At 72.2% G+C, this 15,666-nt stretch carries 11 protein-coding genes; 4 read left to right on the forward strand and 7 right to left on the reverse strand.

All coding sequences use genetic code 11. From position 1 onward, the window contains the following. Positions 1–80 precede the first annotated feature (80 nt). From ACWEFJ_RS20200 to ACWEFJ_RS20225, 6 genes are read right to left on the reverse strand one after another with little or no spacing between them, the layout of a single operon-like run. Positions 81–1,481: a GH1 family beta-glucosidase gene (locus tag ACWEFJ_RS20200; protein ID WP_449714659.1), complete on the reverse strand. Its 1,401-nt coding sequence runs from the start codon at positions 1,479–1,481 to the stop codon at positions 81–83. 41 nt (positions 1,482–1,522) lie between these two features. Beyond that, positions 1,523–2,533, reverse strand: a complete 1,011-nt coding sequence (locus ACWEFJ_RS20205; RefSeq protein WP_378097508.1) for an ABC transporter ATP-binding protein — start codon at positions 2,531–2,533, stop codon at positions 1,523–1,525. Then, complete coding sequence (locus ACWEFJ_RS20210) at positions 2,530–3,516, reverse strand: ABC transporter permease (RefSeq protein ID WP_378097505.1); 987 nt, start codon at positions 3,514–3,516, stop codon at positions 2,530–2,532. The genes ACWEFJ_RS20205 and ACWEFJ_RS20210 overlap by 4 nt, the downstream gene beginning before the upstream one ends. Before the next feature lie 3 nt (positions 3,517–3,519). Further along, entirely contained in the window at positions 3,520–4,500 is a 981-nt protein-coding gene (locus tag ACWEFJ_RS20215; protein ID WP_449714660.1) for an ABC transporter permease, read from the reverse strand. Next, positions 4,497–5,579, reverse strand: a complete 1,083-nt coding sequence (locus tag ACWEFJ_RS20220; protein WP_449714661.1) for an ABC transporter ATP-binding protein — start codon at positions 5,577–5,579, stop codon at positions 4,497–4,499. Before ACWEFJ_RS20220 ends, ACWEFJ_RS20215 begins: the two co-directional genes overlap by 4 nt. After that, on the reverse strand, positions 5,576–7,234 hold the full coding sequence (locus ACWEFJ_RS20225) for an ABC transporter substrate-binding protein (protein ID WP_378097496.1): 1,659 nt from the start codon (positions 7,232–7,234) through the stop codon (positions 5,576–5,578). The genes ACWEFJ_RS20220 and ACWEFJ_RS20225 overlap by 4 nt, the downstream gene beginning before the upstream one ends. Positions 7,235–7,422: 188 nt before the next feature. On the opposite strand from ACWEFJ_RS20225, the gene ACWEFJ_RS20230 reads away from it, so the two are divergent. The 4 genes from ACWEFJ_RS20230 to ACWEFJ_RS20245 all read left to right on the forward strand — a co-directional run bounded on the left by ACWEFJ_RS20230 (position 7,423) and on the right by ACWEFJ_RS20245 (position 14,630). Continuing rightward, positions 7,423–8,649, forward strand: coding sequence for an ROK family transcriptional regulator (locus ACWEFJ_RS20230; RefSeq protein ID WP_378097493.1), 1,227 nt, complete (start codon positions 7,423–7,425; stop codon positions 8,647–8,649). Positions 8,650–8,875: 226 nt separating this feature from the next. Beyond that, positions 8,876–11,257 (forward strand): glycoside hydrolase family 3 C-terminal domain-containing protein, encoded by a 2,382-nt coding sequence (locus ACWEFJ_RS20235; RefSeq protein ID WP_449714662.1) that lies wholly within the window; start codon positions 8,876–8,878, stop codon positions 11,255–11,257. Positions 11,258–11,261: 4 nt separating this feature from the next. Continuing rightward, a complete protein-coding gene (locus tag ACWEFJ_RS20240; protein ID WP_378088583.1) occupies positions 11,262–12,305 on the forward strand; it encodes a LacI family DNA-binding transcriptional regulator in 1,044 nt (347 codons plus the stop codon). Between the two features lie 123 nt (positions 12,306–12,428). Beyond that, on the forward strand, positions 12,429–14,630 hold the full coding sequence (locus ACWEFJ_RS20245; protein WP_449714663.1) for a discoidin domain-containing protein: 2,202 nt from the start codon (positions 12,429–12,431) through the stop codon (positions 14,628–14,630). A gap of 158 nt (positions 14,631–14,788) precedes the next feature. Here the strand turns inward: ACWEFJ_RS20245 and ACWEFJ_RS20250 are convergent, their stop codons facing one another. Further along, positions 14,789–15,649 (reverse strand): maleylpyruvate isomerase family mycothiol-dependent enzyme, encoded by an 861-nt coding sequence (locus tag ACWEFJ_RS20250; protein WP_378088587.1) that lies wholly within the window; start codon positions 15,647–15,649, stop codon positions 14,789–14,791. Positions 15,650–15,666: the final 17 nt, after the last annotated feature.

Here is a 15,666-nt window from a genome sequence, read left to right on the forward strand (position 1 = left end):
CTCGTGCGCGTCGAGGTGGTGCGCGCGCACGGAGGAGGGGCGTCCCGCGTCACGACCGCAGGACGCCCCTCCCGACGCGGTCAGCTGCCCCGGACGCGCCGGATCGTGTCCCGATACCACAGCGCGCTGCTCTTCGGGGTGCGGACCTGCGTGTCGTAGTCCACGTGCACCAGGCCGAACCGCTTGTCGTAGCCGTAGGACCACTCGAAGTTGTCCATCAGCGACCACGCGAAGTAGCCGCGGACGTCCGCGCCGGCCGTGCGGGCCTTGGCGACCGCCGCGATGTGCGCGTCGAGGTACGCGGTGCGGTCGTCGTCCCGGACGAACCCGGTCTCGTCGGCGTGGTCGTCGAACGCCGCGCCGTTCTCGGTGATGACCATGGGCACGCCCGGGTACTCCTCGCCGATCTGGACGAGCAGGTTGGTGAAGCCCTCGGGCACGATCTCCCAGTCCATCGCGGTGACCGGGCGGCCGTAGCGCACCTCCCGGCACACCGGCACGCCGTCGGCGTCCGCGGTGTTGCCGTCCTCGTCCACGCCGGAGAACTTCGAGCTGGAGTAGTAGTTCACGCCCAGCACGTCGATGGGCTGGTTGATGATCTCCAGGTCGCCGGGCTCCCGGGGGATCTCCACCCCGCGGGCGGCCAGGTCGTCCACCACGTCGGCCGGGTAGTGGCCGCGCACGAGCGGGTCGAGGTAGATGCGGCGGGACAGGCCGTCGGCGCGGCGGGCCGCGTCGCGGTCGGCGTCGCTGTCGGTGGCCGGGCTCGCGTGGCTCATGTTGAGCGTGATGCCGAACTCCATCGGCTCGGTGGCCGCCTCGCGCATCCGCCGGGTGGCGAGGCCGTGGCCGAGCAGCAGGTGGTGCACGGCGTGGATGGCCGCCTCGAAGTCCTGCCTGCCGGGGGCCTGGCGGCCCTCGTAGTAGCCGAGCATCGCCGAGCACCACGGCTCGTTGAGCGTGGTCCAGTGCCGCACCCGGTCGGACAGGGCGTCGAACACCAGCATCGAGTAGTCGGCGAACCGGTGCGCGGTGTCGCGGACCGGCCAGCCGCCCGCGTCCTCCAGCTCCTGCGGCAGGTCCCAGTGGTAGAGCGTGACCCACGGGGTGATGCCGCGGCCCAGCAGCTCGTCCACCAGGCGGTCGTAGAACGCCATGCCGGGCGCGTTGACCGGGCCCTTGCCGCCGGGCTGCACGCGCGGCCAGGCCACGGAGAACCGGTAGGTGTCCACGCCGAGCGAGCCGATCAGCGCGACGTCCTCGGGCATCCGGTGGTAGTGGTCGCACGCGACGTCGCCGTTGTCGCCGTTGTGCACCATGCCGGGCGTCCGGCAGTAGGTGTCCCAGATGGACGGTCCGCGACCGTCCTCGTCGTGCGCCCCCTCGATCTGGTACGCGGAGGTCGCCACGCCCCAGCGGAACGAGGCGGGCAGGGTGTCGATCGCGGGGTCGAGCCCGACGGTCGGCGCCGTGGTGTCCATTGATCTCCTCTGGAGGTCGGATCCCGTTGTCGTGAACGGGGTCAGAGCCCGTTGTCGGGCACGGGGTGCAGCCAGCAGGCCACGGTGCGGTCGCCGGGACCCGCCTTCGGGGCGGGCACGCCGAGCACCGGGACCTCCACACCGCAGCGCTCCATCGCGTGCGGACAACGTGGGTGGAAGGAACAGCCCGAGGGCATCGACCGCAGGTCGGGCGGCGAGCCGGGGATGCCGGTCAGCTCGCGCTTCGGCCCGCGCAGCGCCGGGAACGAGTTGAGCAGGCCGTGGCTGTAGGGGTGCAGCGGGTCGCGGTAGAGGTCGGCCGAGGCGGCCTCCTCCACGATCCGCCCGCCGTACATGATCGCGATCCGGTCGGAGAACTCGACCAGGAGCGACAGGTCGTGGGTGATGAACACGACCGAGAACCCGAGCCGTTCGCGCAGCTCGACGAGCTGGCGCAGGATCTGCCGCTGCACCACCACGTCCAGCGCGGTGGTCGGCTCGTCCATGATGACGACCTTCGGCTCCAGCGCCAGCGCCATGCCGATCATCACGCGCTGCCGCATGCCGCCGGAGAGCTGGTGCGGGTAGCTGTCGAGCCGGTCGGCGGAGATGCCGACCAGCCGCAGCAGCTCGCGGGCGCGCTCCAGGCGGGAGGCTCCGGTGCCGTCCGGGTCGTGCGCCTTGATCACGTCGGTGAGCTGGGTGGAGATCCGGTGCACCGGGTTCAGCGAGTTCATCGCGCCCTGGAACACGATCGCGGTCTCCGCCCACCGGAACGCGCGCAGCGCCCGGTGGTCCATCCGCAGCACGTCCACCGGGTCGCCGCCGTCGGGGTGGTACAGCACCTCGCCGCCGGTGATCACGCCCGGCGGCGGGAGGAGCCTGGTCAGGCCGTAGGCCAGGGTGGACTTGCCGCTGCCGCTCTCGCCCGCGAGGCCGAGCACCTCGCCCCGGTGCAGGGTGAGGTCGACGTCGCGGATCGCGTGCACGGCGTCGTCGCCCAGGCCGTAGTCCACGTTGAGGCCGCGGATCTCCAGCACCGCGTCGGTCACGACGTCTCCCTTCGCTCCGGCCGGGCGCCGAGCACCGGCGTGAAGCCGACCCGCATCCGCACCGTCTGCCCGTCGGCGGTCTTGACGTTGGTCTTGCCGCCGCCGCGCAGCCGCGGGCTGACGAACTCGTCGATGCCGAAGTTCACCAGCGACAGCGCGGTGCCCAGCAGCGCGATGGCCAGGCCCGCGGGCACGAACCACCACCACGCGCCCTGCGCGAGGGCCTGCTGGCTCTGCGCCCAGTACAGGACGGTGCCCCAGTTCCAGTCGCCGCCCGCGCCGACGCCGATGAACGCCAGCGTGATCTCCAGGGTCACCGCGAAGATGACCGTGCCGACGAAGCCCGAGGCGATGACCGCGGTGAGGTTGGGCAGGATCTCGAACAGGATGATCCGCCACGTCTTCTCGCCGGTCGCCCGCGCGGCCTCCACGTAGTCGCGGCCGCGCAGCGAGAGCGTTTGCGCCCGGAGCACGCGTGCGCCCCAGGCCCACGACGTGAAGCCGATGACCAGCGCGATCGTGAAGGTGCCGGTCTCCGGCAACGTCGAGGTGATGATGATCATCAGCGGCAGCGCGGGGAGCACCAGGAACACGTTGGACAGCGCGGACAGCAGCTCGCTGCCCGCGCCTGCCAGGTAGCCGGAGGTGACGCCGACGAGGACCGACAGCACGGTCGCCACGAGGCCCGCGACGAACCCGACCACGATGACGCTGCGCGTGCCCACCACGACCTGGCTGAAGATGTCCTGGCCGAGGTGCGTGGTGCCGAACCAGTGCGCCGCCGACGGCGGCTGGAGCAGGTCGTTGCTGCGCCCGGACGGGTCGTAGGGCGCGATCCACGGCCCGACGATCGCGACCAGCGCGAAGAAGCCCAGGATCACCAGGCCGGTGGTGGCCTTGGGGTTGGCCACGAACCGCAGCCTGCGGCGCTTGGCGGGCGCCTCGACGGGCGACGCCGCCGCGGTGGTTGGTACGACGGTCACTGCTCAGCCCTCCCGTCGGGTGCGCGGGTCGAGCGCGAGGTAGGCCACGTCGGCGAGGAAGTTCGCCAGCAGCACGGACAGCGTGATGATGAGGAAGATGCCCTGCATGAGCGGGTAGTCCTTGGCGCCGACCGCCTGGAACAGCTGCAGGCCCAGGCCGGGGTAGGAGAACACGATCTCCACCAGCAGCGTGCCGCCGACGATGAAGCCGAGCGACAGCGCGAACCCGGAGACGTTGGGCAGCAGCGCGTTGCGGGCGGCGTAGGACACCATCACGCGCCGGTCGGACAGGCCCTTGGCGTGCGCGACGGTCACGTAGTCCTCGGAGGCCACCGTGACCATCATGTTGCGCATGGACAGGACCCAGCCCGCCATGGACGAGACCAGGATGGTGAACGCGGGCAGGATGCCGTGCCGCAGCACGCTGCCGATGAACTCCAGGTCGGGGTTGGGCACCAGGCCGCCGTCGTAGGCGCCGGAGGCCGGGAAGAAGCTGTCCGGGCCGGTCAGCAGCGCGATGGCGATGAGCCCGAGCCAGAAGTACGGGATCGACGACACGAACGTGGTCACCGGGATCAGCGCGTCGGCCCACGAGCCGCGCCGCCAGCCGATGCCCGTGCCCAGCGCGGTGCCGATGAGGAAGCCGAGCACGGTGGTGATGCCGACCAGGCCCAGCGTCCACGGCAGGCCGTCGCCGATGACCTGCGACACCGGCGACGGGAAGTAGGTGAACGACAGGCCCAGGTCGCCGCGCAGCAGCTGCCCCAGGTAGGTGAAGTACTGCTCGACCAGGCCCGCGTCCTTGTCCAGGCCGAACAGCACGTACAGCGACTGCACCGCGTCGCTGGTCATCTGGCCGCGCGACCGGGTGATCAACGCCTGCACCGGGTCGCCGGGGATCGCGCGCGGGATGAAGAAGTTGATCGTGATCGCGGCCCACGCGGTGAACAGGTAGAACGCGATCCGCTTGAGGAGGTAGCTCACGGCGCCTCCCGGGTGGCGCGCAGCTCGGCCTTGTCCTCGTCGGTCAGGTCGGCGCCGTAGAGCCAGCACGCGGCGAAGTGGCCGTCGCCGTCGCCGATGGCGAACCGCGGCGGCACCTGCTCGGCGCACACCTTCATCGCGTGCGGGCAGCGCGGGTTGAACCGGCAGCCGGCCGGCGGGGCGATCAGCGACGGCGGCTCGCCCGTGCCGCCGTCCTTCTCCTGCGCGGCGGGCCGGTCGGGGTCCGGCGCGGAGTCGATCAGCAGCTGCGTGTACGGGTGCGCGGGCCGCTGGGTCACGGTCTCGCTGTCCCCGCCCTCGACCACGCGCCCCGCGTACATGACGAACGTCTCGTCGGCGAAGTAGCGGGCCGACGCGATGTCGTGGGTGATGTAGAGGATCGCGAGGTGCAGGCGCTCCTTCAGGTCGCGCAGCAGGTTCAGCACGCCGAGCCGGATGGACACGTCCAGCATGGACACCGGCTCGTCGGCCAGCAGCACCTCGGGGTCGGCGCCGAGGGCGCGGGCGATGGCCACGCGCTGGCGCTGGCCGCCGGACAGCTCGTGCGGGAACTTGTCCACGTACCGCTCGGGCGGGGTGAGCTGCACCCGGGTGAGCAGGGCGGCCAGCGCCTCCTCCAGCTCCCCCGGCGTGCTGCCCGCGTTGCCGTGGATCTTCAACGCGCGGGTCAGGTGGTAGCGCACCGTGTGCACGGGGTTCAGCGAGGCGAAGGGGTCCTGGAAGATCATCTGGACCCGCTTGCTGTACGCCCGGAAGCGCTTGCCGCCCTTGGTCCGCACCGGCTCGCCGTGCAGCCGGATCGCGCCCGAGGTCTGGGGGTAGAGCTGCGCCAGCAACCGGGCCACCGTCGACTTGCCCGAGCCGGACTCGCCGACCAGCGCGGTGACCCGGCCGCGGTGCAGCCGGAGCGTGACGTCCTCGACGGCCCGCACCGCGCGGGTCGTCCGGGACAGCAGCTCGCGCCCGCGCTTGCGGACCGGGAAGTGCTTGGTCAGGCCATCGGCCTCCAGGACCACTTCCGTGGTCCCGGAGGCCGACGCCGCGGTGCTCGTCGTCATGCGGCCGGCTTCAGCTGCATCACGACGTCGAGCGCGTTCTCCAGGGTGGGCTGGAGCGGCGCGTACGGGTTGGACTGGTCCGGCCAGCCGACCCAGTTCTTGGTGCTGTACTGGCCGCCCGCGTTGGCCGCGGAGGTGATGGCGACCGGCATGTCCCGCACGTGGATCTCCTGGAGCTTGTGCAGGGCCGCGGTCCGGGCGGCGTCGTCGGCGGCGTTGGCGTACTCGTTGAGCAGCGCGGTCGCCTCGGGGTTCTCGTAGCGGCCGTAGTTGCCGTTGATGCCGCCCTCGCCGATCGGCTTGAACAGCGCGCCGTCCATGATGTTCTGGTAGATGTCGTACGGCGTCGGGCCGTTGTTGGTCCAGTGCAGCGCGGCCTGGAAGTCACCGGTGTCCAGCGCCTTGGTCCAGGTGTCGGCGTTGGGCAGGTCGACCGTGGCCTCGATGCCGATCTTGGACACGTTGTCCTTGATGATCTCCAGGTTCGTCACGTAGTCCGACCAGCCCGAGGGCACGGTCATCTTCAGCGTGACGGGCTGGCCCGACGGGTCCTTCAGCTTGTCGCCGTCGAAGGTGAAGCCGTTGTCGGTCAGCTCCTTCTTCGCGGCCTCGACGTCGACCGTGACGATCTTGTCCTTGAACTGCGGCGCGATGTAGGGGTCGCCGGCGGGCGTCGGGATGCCGGTGATGTTGTCGACCTTCGGGTAGAAGTACCCGGCCTCGCCCTGGGTGAAGATGTCGTCGCGGTTGATCACCATGTTGACCGCGCGGCGCAGGGCCGGGTTGTCCCACGGCTTGACCTTGGTGTTGAACCACAGGCCGTGGATGCCGAGCACCGGCGGGAAGTAGAGCTTGTAGTGCTCGGGGTCCTTGGAGGTGTAGACGGCCTCGTAGTTCGGGATGAACACGAAGCTCCACTCGGACGCGCCGGTCGCCAGGGCGGTGGTCTGCGCGTTGTTGTCGCTGTAGGAGGTGTAGCGGACCTCCTTGACCTTCGGCAGCTCCTGCCAGTACGAGTCGCGCACGGTCAGCGTGACGGTCTGCGAGGTGAAGGTCTTCAGCGTGTACGGGCCGCTGCCGACCGGGGTCTTGACCGGGTCGGTGTTCGGGTCCGCGACGGTCGACCAGATGTGCTTGGGCACGATGAGCTGTTCGAGGATCTTCTTCTGGTTGACGAACTGCGACCTCGGGAAGCCGACGTCGACCTTGTTGCCGGAGGAGGAGATCACGTCGTACGGCACGGACTCGACGTTCAGGCCGGGGTTCTTCTTCAGCAGCTCGAAGGTGAACGCCACGTCCTCGGCGGTCAGCGGCTTGCCGTCCGACCACGTCGCGCCGTCGCGGATGGTCAGGCTCAGCTTGCTGTAGTTGTCCGACCACTCCCACTCGGTCGCGAGCCACGGCTTGGGCTTCGCCGTGGGGTCGGTCTCGTTCACCATCGCCAGCGGCTCGAAGATCAGTCGGCGGTAGCCGAGCGAGCTGGCCGCGGACGTGTTGAGGAACGGGTTGTTGTTCTCGGTCTGCGGGCCGTTCGGCATGCCCACGTTGAGCACGCCTTCGTTCGTGCTGTTCGCACCGGGGTTCGAGGTGGAACAGGCGGCCGAGAACAGCAGTGCTGCCGCGACGGCGAGTGCGGACGTTCGCCTGAGTCGCATGGGTTCTCCTTGTCGGGCGGGGGAAGGGCGAGCGCTCTCGATAGTGCGGGCCGCGGGTGCCATCGCGGCTGGGACGCCCGGGGCGTCCTCGTGTCGTTGCAGACTCAACCCCGGTGAGCCAAGTCACGTCAATAACGAACACGTTACAAACTTAGTCTAATTTTAAGTCGCAAACTAAGGTCCGTGCCGTGGCCCCGAAGCGCACCACCGTCCGCGACCTGCGTCGGCAGAACCGCTCGACGCTGCTGTCGACGCTGTTCTTCGACGGGCCTTTGAGCAGGTACGAGCTGTCCCGGCTGTCCGGGCTGTCGGCCGCGACGGTGTCGAACGTGACCGGGGAGCTGGTCGACGACGGGCTCGTGGTGGAGGCCGGGTCGGTCGACTCGGACGGCGGGCGGCCGCGCGTGCTGCTGCGCGTCAACCCGGCGTTCGGGCACGTGGTGGGCGTGGACGTCGGCGAGACGGGGATCAAGGTCGAGCTGTTCGACCTGTCGCTGGCCCAGCTCGCCGCGCTCGACCACGCCATGTCGCCGTCCTCCCCCGCCGCGGTCGCGTCGCTGATCGCCTCGTCGGTCCGGGACGTGGTGGCGGCGGCGGGCGTCCCGGCCTCGACCGTGCTCGGCGTCGGGATCGGCGTGCCCGGGACCGTGGAGCAGGGCGCGACGGCGGTCGTGCACGCGCCCACCATCGGCTGGGACGGCGTGCGGCTGGAGGAGCTGGTGGCGGCGGCGTCGGAGTCCGCGTGGCCGCTGTACGTGGAGAACGGGGCCAAGACGCAGGGCCAGGCCGAGATGTGGTTCGGCGCGGGGCGCGGCGCGCGGCACGTGGTGATAGCCCTCATCGGGTCGGGCGTCGGCGCGGCGGTCGTGACGGACGGCGGCGTGTACCGGGGCGCGACCAGCTCGGCGGGCGAGTGGGGGCACACGACGATCGTGTACGGCGGTCGGCCGTGCCGGTGCGGCGCGCTGGGGTGCCTGGAGGCGTACGTGGGGGCCGAGGGCATCCTCGACCGGTACCGCAAGGCGCGCGGGCGCGAGCTGCCGGCCGGGGACGAGCAGGCCACCGTGGCGGCGTTGATCGACACCGCGTCCCGGTCGAAGACCGCGGCGCGCGTGCTGGAGGAGACCGCCGGTTACCTGGGCGCGGGCATCGCGAACCTCGTCAACCTGTTCAACCCGGAGCGGATCGTGCTGGGCGGGTGGGCCGGGCTGGCGCTCGGCGCGCACCAGCTCGACCGGATCGTGGCCGCCACCCGGGCGCACGCGCTGCGGCACCCGTACGAGCAGATCTCGATCGAGCTGGGCCGCCTGGGCCCGGACGCCGTCGCCGTGGGCGCGGCCACCCTCCCCGTCGCCGCCCTCCTCGACCGCGCCGCCGACCCGCGCAAACCGACCACCCGCGCCGACATCGCCTGACCCGAACGTTCAACACGCCCGACCCGGACGTAGGACACGCGCGTTCCGAACGTAGGACACGCGCGAGAGTCCAACGTTCCCGTCGCGCGTGTCCTACGTCCGGAACAGGCGTGTCCTGCGTTCGGAACACCCGAGTTGAACGCTCGGGACGGGTGACGGTGGTTGACACGGTGGGCGGTTGGCCTGAGGCTGGGCGGGAGAGCGCTCTCCGGAACTGGGGGTTGTGGTGGTCGAGCCGGACGTGGGGCAGTTGGTCGGCAAGTTGGACGTGGCGCGCAAGGTTCGGCTGCTCACCGGCGCGACGGGGTGGCGCACGCACGACGAGCCGGACGTCGGCCTGCGGTCGATCGTGGTGTCGGACGGCCCGATCGGCGTGCGCGGCCAGGGGTGGGACGAGCGCAGCACGTCCCTCGCGCTGCCCTCCCCCACCGCGCTGGCCGCCACGTGGGACGTCGACCTGGTGCGCCGCCTCGGCGTGCTGCTGGCCGCCGAGGCCCGCCGCAAGGGCGTGGACGTGCTGCTCGCCCCCACGCTGAACCTGCACCGCTCGCCGTTCGGCGGCCGGCACTTCGAGTGCTTCTCCGAGGACCCGGTGCTGACCGCCCGCATCGGCGCGGCCTACGTCGCCGGCGTGCAGAGCGGCGGCGTCGCGGCCACGGCCAAGCACTACGTGGCCAACGACTCCGAGACCGAGCGCATGACCCTGGACGCGGAGGTGGACGAACGCACCCTCCACGAGGTCTACCTGGTCCCGTTCGAGGCCGCCGTCGAGGCCGGGGTCTGGGTGGTGATGTCGGCCTACAACGGCGTCAACGGCACCACCATGTCGGAGAGCCCCCTGCTGGACGAGCCGCTGAAGGGCTCCTGGGGCTTCGACGGCCTGGTCGTGTCCGACTGGGGCGCGGTCCGCTCCACCGCGGCCTCCGCCAACGCCGCCCAGGACCTCGCCATGCCCGGCCCGCACAGCCCGTGGAACGACCTGGCCGCCGCCGTCGAACGCGGCGAGGTGCCGGAGAGCGCGCTCGACCGCAAGGTCGAACGGCTCCTCCGACTGGCCGCCCGGGTCGGCGCGCTGAACGGCGCGACGCCCGTCGAGCCCGAGGTCGCCGCGCCGCACGAGCTGCTGCGCGAAGCCGTCGCGGCGAGCACCGTGCTGCTGCGCAACGACGGCGCCCTTCCGCTGTCCCCCGGCGCGAAGGTCGCCGTCCTCGGGCCGAACGCCGCCACCGCCCGCATCCAGGGCGGTGGCAGCGCGGGCGTCTACCCCGAGTCCGTCGTGTCCTTCCTGGACGGCCTGCGCGAGGTCGCCGACGTCCGGCACGCGCCGGGCGTCCGGCTGGGCGACCGGCCCGAACCCCTCACCACCGCCAACACCCGCCACCCCGGCAACGGCGAGCCCGGCGTGCTGGTCCGCCTCCTGGACGCCGACGGCGCGGAGCTGTCCGCCGAGCACCGCCTCCTCGGCCGCGTGCTGGAGGTGCCGCTGGTCGAGGGCGCGCACGCGATCGAGGTGAGCGGGCGGCTCGCGGTGGACGCGACCGGCGACTGGCGGATCTCCGTGGCCGGGTTCGGCCGCCTCACCCTCGACGTGGCCGGCGAGCGGCTGATCGACGAGGACGTCCCGCTCGACACCGACGACCCCGCCGTCATCCACCTCACCCCGCCCTACCGGCACGCCATCGCGCACCTCGAAGCCGGCACGGCGGTGGACCTCGTGGCCCGGCGCGAGCTGCGCGAGCACACCGGCACGGCGACCGTCCTCGCCGCCGACCCGCCCCGCCTGGGCGAGGCCGACGAGCTGGCGCTGGCCGTCGGGCTGGCCCGCACGAGCGACGTCGCGGTGGTGGTCGTCGGCACCACCGACGAGATCGAGAGCGAGGGCTTCGACCGCACGTCCCTGGCCCTGCCGGGACGCCAGGACGAGCTGGTGCGCGCGGTCCGGGCGGTGAACGAGCGGACGGTCGTCGTGGTCAACTCCGGCGGCCCGGTCGAGCTGCCGTGGCGCGACGAGGTGGCCGCGGTGCTGCTGACCTGGTTTCCCGGCCAGGAGGCCGGGCACGGGCTGGCCGACGTGCTGACCGGCGCCCGGGAGCCGGGCGGGCGGCTGCCGACGACGTGGGCCGCGGACCAGCGCGACCTGCCCGTGTCGAACGTCGTGCCCGACGGCGGGGTCCTGCGCTACGACGAGGGCCTGCACGTCGGCTACCGCGCGTGGCACCGGTCGCAGGCCCGGCCGGCCTACTGGTTCGGGCACGGCCTCGGCTACACGACGTGGGCCTACGAGGAGGCCACCGCGACGGCGACCGGCGTCCGGGTCCGGGTCCGCAACACCGGCGACCGGGCCGGGCGCGAGGTCGTGCAGGTCTACGTGACGCGGCCGGACAGCGCGGTCGAGCGGCCCGAGCGCTGGCTGGGCGGCTGGGCCGCGGTCTCCGCCGGGCCCGGCGAGGCGGTCGAGGTGGACGTCGAGGTGCCCGAGCGGGCCTACCGGCACTGGACCGCCGACGGCTGGCAGGTCGAGCCGGGCGCGTTCACGCTGCTGGTCGGGCGGTCCGCCGGCGACACGCCGCTCAGCCTCGGAGAGCGCTCTCCGCACGTGGCAGAATGACCGCATGAGCAGACCGCCGACGACCCCGCCGACGTTGGAGGACGTGGCGCGGGTCGCCGGCGTGTCCCGCGCGACCGTCTCCCGGGTCATCAACGGCACGCGCAACGTCGACCGCCGGATCCAGGAGGTCGTGCGGGCGGCCATCGACCAGACCGGGTACGCGCCCAACCGGGCGGCCCGGTCGCTGGTGACCAAGCGGGCCGGCACGATCGCGCTCGTGGTGTCCGGCGCGGGCGACCCGGGCGAGGAGGACGCGTTCGCGGCCCGGGTGTTCTCCGACCCGTTCTTCGGGCGGGTGGCCAGCGGGGTGCTCGGCTTCCTGCGCACGCGCGGCGTGCACCCGGTGCTGATGGTGGCCGACACGGAACCGGCCCGCGAGGACGTGCTGGCGTTCCTGCGGCAGGGCAGCGCGGACGGCGCGCTGCTGGTCTCCACGCACGCCGAGGACCCGCTGCCCGCCCGGCTGGTGGAGGCGCGGCTGCCCGCCGTGCTGTTCGCGCGGCCCGCCCGGCCCGTGCCGATCAGCTACGTCGACCTCGACCACCAGGCCGGGGCGAGGCTCGCCGCCGACCACCTGGTGCGCCGCGGCTGCGCGCAGGTCGCGACGATCACCGGCCCGCTGGACGTGCCCGCGTCGCAGGACCGGCTGACCGGGTTCCGCGACGCCCTGGCCCGGCACGGGTTCCCGTACGTGCCGATCGCCGAGGGCGGGTTCACCTCGGCCAGCGGCGAGGCGGCCATGGAGCGGCTGCTGGCCGAGCACCCCGGGATCGACGGCGTGTTCGCCGCCAACGACCTGATGGCCCAGGGCGCGTTGCTGGTGCTGCAGAAGCACGGGCGGCGGGTGCCGGAGGACGTGGCGCTGGTGGGCTTCGACGACAGCGGCCCCGCGCTGTCCTGCCGGCCCCGGCTGACCACCGTGCGGCAGCCGGTGGAGGACATGGCGGCCGGGATGTCCCGGTTGCTGCTGGACCACGTCGAGGAACCGGGACTGCGCCCCAGGTCCGTCATCTTCGAGCCCTCGCTGGTCGTGCGGGACTCCGCCTGAACCGTCGTTGACGTCCTCGCAACATCGGCGTTACGCTCCGAGAGAGCGCTCTCTCAGCGCCTCCGGTGCCACGGAGGCACAGCTCCGGGCCATCTCGTGCCCCTTACCTCGTCAGGTAGGACCATGAGCTCTCCCCGTTCCCTGTCACGGGTCCTGACCGCCGCGCTGGCACTCGGCGTCGCCGCGGTGCTCAGCCCCGTGATCACCCAGTCCGCGCAGGCCGCCGAGTGCGGCACGACCAACGCCGCGCTGAACCGGCCGGTGACCGCCTCGTCCGTCGAGAACGGCGGGACCCCTGCCACCGCCGCGGTCGACGGCAACACCGGCACCCGCTGGTCCAGCGCGTTCGCCGACCCGCAGTGGCTCCAGGTGGACCTCGGCTCCACGCAGCAGGTGTGCCGCGTGACGCTGACCTGGGAGGCCGCGTACGGCCGCGCGTTCCAGGTGCAGCTGTCGGACAACGCGTCCACTTGGAACACCGTCTACTCCACCACCACCGGCACGGGCGGCGTGCAGACGCTGACCGTGGCGGGCTCCGGCCGCTACCTCCGGGTCTACGGCACGGCGCGCGCCACCGGTTACGGCTATTCGTTGTGGGAGCTGGCCGTCAACACCGAGACCACGGGCGGGGTCGTCATCCCGCCGACCGACCCGCGCAACCCGGACTTCGGTCCCAACGTGCTGATCTACGGCCCCGGCTACGACCGGGCCGCGATGCAGGCCCGGTTGGACCAGATCGCCGTCCAGATGAAGACCAACCAGTTCGGCCCCGAGCGGTACGCGATCCTCTACAAGCCGGGCGTGTACGACGCCGACGTCAACCTCCGCTTCTACACCCAGGTGGCGGGCCTCGGCCTGCGGCCGGACGACGTGCGGCTCAACGGCCACGTGCGCGTCGAGGCGGACTGGTTGCAGCAGGGCGACAACCCGAACAACCTCGGCAACGCGACGCAGAACTTCTGGCGGCAGGCCGAGAACCTGTTCGTCAACCTGCCCGCCGGGCAGATCGAGCGGTGGGCCGTGTCGCAGGCCGCGTCGTACCGGCGCATGCACCTGTCCGGCCAGGTCCAGCTGTGGAACGGCGGCGACGGCTGGGCGTCCGGCGGCCTCATCGTGGACAGCAAGATCGACGGCGTCACGGTGTCCGGCTCGCAGCAGCAGTTCCTGACCCGCAACAGCAACCTCGCGGGCGGCTGGAACGGCTCGGTGTGGAACATGGTGTTCGTCGGCTCGCCCGGCTCGCCGCCGCAGCACTTCCCGAACCCGTCGCACACCACCGTCGACACCACGCCGATCGTGCGCGAGAAGCCGTTCCTGTACTTCGAGAACGGCGAGTACAAGGTGTTCGTCCCGGCGCTGCGCACCAACTCGCGCGGCACGAGCTGGGAGGCCGGCGCGCCCGCCGGCCAGTCGATCTCGCTGGCGGACTTCTTCATCGTCAAGCCGGGCACCCCGGTGGCGACGACCAACGCGGCGCTGGCGCAGGGCAAGCACCTGCTGCTGACGCCGGGTGTGCACCGCCTCAGCGACACCATCAACGTCACCCGGCCGAACACCGTGGTGCTGGGCCTGGGCCTGGCGACCCTGTCGCCCGACACCGGCAAGGCCGCGATGGCGGTGTCCGATGTGGACGGCGTGAAGCTGGCCGGCTTCCTGGTGGACGCGGGCGTGCAGAACTCGCCGGTGCTCCTCCAGGTCGGCCCGACGAACTCCTCGGCCTCGCACGCGTCGAACCCGACCTCGCTGCACGACGTGTACCTGCGCGTCGGCGGTTCCCAGGCGGGCAAGGCGACGGTGTCGTTGGAGATCAACAGTGACCACGTGATCGTGGACCACACGTGGGTCTGGCGGGCCGACCACGGCGCGGGCGTCGGCTGGAACGTCAACACCGGGCGCAACGGCGTCGTCGTCAACGGCGACAACGTCACGGCGTACGGGTTGTTCGTCGAGCACTACCAGCAGTACAACGTGCTGTGGAACGGCAACGGCGGCCGGACGTACTTCTTCCAGAACGAGCTGCCGTACGACCCGCCGAACCAGGCGGCGTGGATGAACGGCTCCCAGCTCGGCTGGGCCGGGTACAAGGTGGCCGACCACGTCACCACGCACGACGGCTGGGGCATGGGCGTGTACTCGTTCAACCAGGCCGACCCGAGCATCCACACGGCCAACGGCTTCGAGGTGCCCAACCGGTCGGGCGTGCGGCTGCGCGACCTGGTGACGGTGTCGCTGGGCGGTGTCGGCACGATCGACAACGTCGTGAACGGCATCGGCGGGCCGGCGAACATGGCCACGCAGCAGCGGTACGTCGTCAACTACCCGTGACGACCGACGCGTGACGACCGCCCCGCCGGTGTTCCGGCGGGGCGGTCGTGCGTCCCGCGGCGGGCGCGCGCCCGTCACAGGTCCGGCACGGACCACTCGGCGCACTCCGCCAAGGACCCCTAGGGCAACGACCGCATCCGGCGGGTCCGACCGCTCCCCTAGCGCGCCGACGCCGGCACGGCGTTCGTCGGCATCCGCACGACGCGGAGGAAGGCGGGCAGCAGCCACGGCCGCCGCCCGCCGACCCGCAGCTTCCCCGTCAACGCCGCACGCGCCCGGCTCACCCGGCCGAACAGCACGAGGTGCAGCACGGCCGGGTCGAAGCGCACCCGCACGTCCACCGGCCCGCCGGGCTCCCCGACCGCCACCCGGCCCCGGTGCAGCACGAGCGTCACGGGCGTGGTGTGGCGGGAGCGGAACGCGACCGCGATGCGGCGGTCGCGGGCCGGTTCGCCGTCGAGCAGGCGGCCGACGTCGTGGCGGATCATGCCGACGATGAACAGGTCGAAGAACAGCGCGGCCTCGTGCGACGGGATGGCCCACGGCGCGCCGACCGCGCGGGCGATGTCCCGGCCGTGGACGAGCAGCTCGTTGACGAGGTGGGCGAGCACGCCCGCGACCGGCACGCGGGATCCGCCGAGCCACGGCACGGTCGAGTCCGGGTCGGCCCGCGCGGTCAGCTCCAGGATCGACCGGGCCAGCGACCGCAGGGCCGCCGCCAGGGCGGCCGGGTCGCGCTCGGTGAAGCGGCGCAGCGCCAGGTCGTTCAGGTGGGCGACGGTGTCCACGGTGACGGCGGGGATCCGCGCGGCGAGGACGGGGTCGGTCACGCCGCCGCCGGGCGCGAGCAGCGTGGTGTAGATCGAGGCGATGGCGGTGACGTGCGCGGCCGTGTCGGCGACCGTCCAGTCGGGGGTGGCGGCCGCGTCCGGGTCGGCCGCGAGGACGAGGTCGGCGAACCGCCCGGTCACGTCGGGCAGCACGGCGCGGACGGCGGACCACTGGTCGGACACGTCCACCCCCGGTCGTTCGCGCG

Source organism: Actinosynnema sp. NPDC004786 (genome assembly GCF_053601135.1).

Bases quoted from the DNA above. Each gene is read 5' to 3' on its own strand.
- ACWEFJ_RS20240 (WP_378088583.1), top strand. From the start codon at position 11,262: ATGAGCAGACCGCCGACGACCCCGCCGACGTTGGAGGACGTGGCGCGG.
- ACWEFJ_RS20225 (WP_378097496.1), bottom strand. From the start codon at position 7,234: ATGCGACTCAGGCGAACGTCCGCACTCGCCGTCGCGGCAGCACTGCTG.
- ACWEFJ_RS20245 (WP_449714663.1), top strand. From the start codon at position 12,429: ATGAGCTCTCCCCGTTCCCTGTCACGGGTCCTGACCGCCGCGCTGGCA.
- ACWEFJ_RS20200 (WP_449714659.1), bottom strand. From the start codon at position 1,481: ATGGACACCACGGCGCCGACCGTCGGGCTCGACCCCGCGATCGACACC.
- ACWEFJ_RS20220 (WP_449714661.1), bottom strand. From the start codon at position 5,579: ATGACGACGAGCACCGCGGCGTCGGCCTCCGGGACCACGGAAGTGGTC.